Annotated in this window: 2 protein-coding genes; both read right to left on the minus strand. The window is 62.0% G+C overall.

Going from position 1 to position 1,696, the window contains the following annotated elements:
* On the minus strand, positions 1–705 hold a 705-nt coding region (locus A3754_RS03025; protein ID WP_063518813.1), incomplete at its 3' end, for a septal ring lytic transglycosylase RlpA family protein.
* The coding region (gene mltB, locus A3754_RS03030; protein WP_063518814.1) for a lytic murein transglycosylase B at positions 702–1,696 on the minus strand (995 nt) is incomplete at its 5' end. The genes mltB and A3754_RS03025, both read right to left, overlap by 4 nt.

Consider the following 1,696-nt stretch of genomic DNA (forward strand, 5'->3'; position numbering starts at 1 on the left):
GCCTTTGCTGGCGCCATTGTCGGCGGTGTCCGTTTTGGCGCTGGCGTTGTCGTTCGCTGCTGAAGGAGGTGGACTGTCCAGCGCAGCACGCACGGCCGTGGGCACGGTACTACTGGGGCCATCGGGTTGTTGCTGACTGCTGATTGCTTCGACCCGTACCCGCCCGGTGCCGGATTGCTCTATACCCAGGCGTACCGCAGCGGCCCAGGACAAATCGATGATGCGATCCTCGTGGAAGGGGCCGCGATCGTTGACGCGCACCACCAGGCTTTTGCCGTTATCCAGGTTGGTGACCCGGGCATAGGTGGGCAAGGGCAGGCTGCGATGGGCGGCCGTGAACTGGTACATATCGAACGGTTCACCACTGGAGGTGCGATGGCCATGGAATTTCTGGCCATACCAGGAGGCTTTGCCTTCTGCCACGTAGCCGTCCGCCTGGGGAAGCACCTGATAGGTCTTGCCCCACACACTGTAGGATTGCGGGTTGCCGTAGCGACTGCGGGGTTCCTTTTTGGGCACCGGTTCCGGCAGCCGGGAAACATCCCGGGGCTCTTCCGGCGCGGTGTCCTGCTGCAGGCTGTAGCGGTCCGAGCCTGGCGCATCGTTGTTGACGGCGGGTGGGGCACTGTCGCCAGCGGGCCCCGGAGCGGTGGCGCAGGCCCCGAGGAACGCGGAGGTGATCACGGCACAAGCCAGACGCTTCATTGACTATCCTCCAGTGCGGCCGCCAGTTGTCGTGATAGTTGTAGCACGGCCATGGCGTACAGGCGACTGTGATTGTAGCGGGTAATCACATAAAAATTGTCGGTGGCCAGCCAGAACTCCGCACCGTCGGTGCCTTCCAGATCAAGCAGGGCGACCCGGGTGCTGGCGGGCAGGTCGAAGCAGTATTCGCTGACCAGTCGATCATCGTTGCAGCTGAGCGCAGAGACGCCGGCGTTGTTGGCCTGTGCCAGGGTAAAGGATGGCTTGTACCCTTTTTTGGCCAGCGGCACGTAACCGGCGCCATCCAGGTGTGCTCTGGCGGCTACGGGCAACCCGGGTTTCCAGTTGTGCTCGCTGAAATAGTTGGCAACGGAACCGATGGCATCCACCGGGTTGTTGACCAGATCGGTGACACCGTCATTGTCGAAATCCACCGCATAAGCCTGGTAACTGGTGGGGATGAACTGGCCGTAGCCCATGGCGCCGGCGTAGGAGCCGGTGATGGTTTTGGCATCGATGTGGGCGTTATGCTCCAGTTCGAACAAGGCTTTGAGCTGCTTGCGGAAGAAGCTGCCCCGAGGCGGGTAGTCGTAGCCCAGGGTGGTCAGGGCATCGACCGCTCGGTAGGTGCCCATGTAATCCCCGTAGCGGGTTTCCACTCCGATGATGGCGAGGATGATTTCCCGGGGGATGCCGTAGGTTTGTTCTGCACGGGTCAGGGTGTCGGCGTGGGTGTGAGCGAATTCCACGCCTTTCTGTACCCGGCTCTCCTGCAGGAAAATTTTCTGGTAGGTCGCCCAGGTATGGGTGTGTTCTGCCGGCCGCGCTATGGATTCGAGGATCTTGGGCTGGCATTGCGCACTGCCCAGGACGTCGCGCACCCGGTCTTCGTCCTGCCCCTGGGAAACCAGCTCGGCAATCAGGGTCTTGGCCTGTTCACGCTGCAGGTAGTCGTTGTTTTCCGGGCAGGTATGTTCGGCCTGGGCCGGCA

This window comes from Alcanivorax sp. HI0083 (assembly GCF_001635175.1).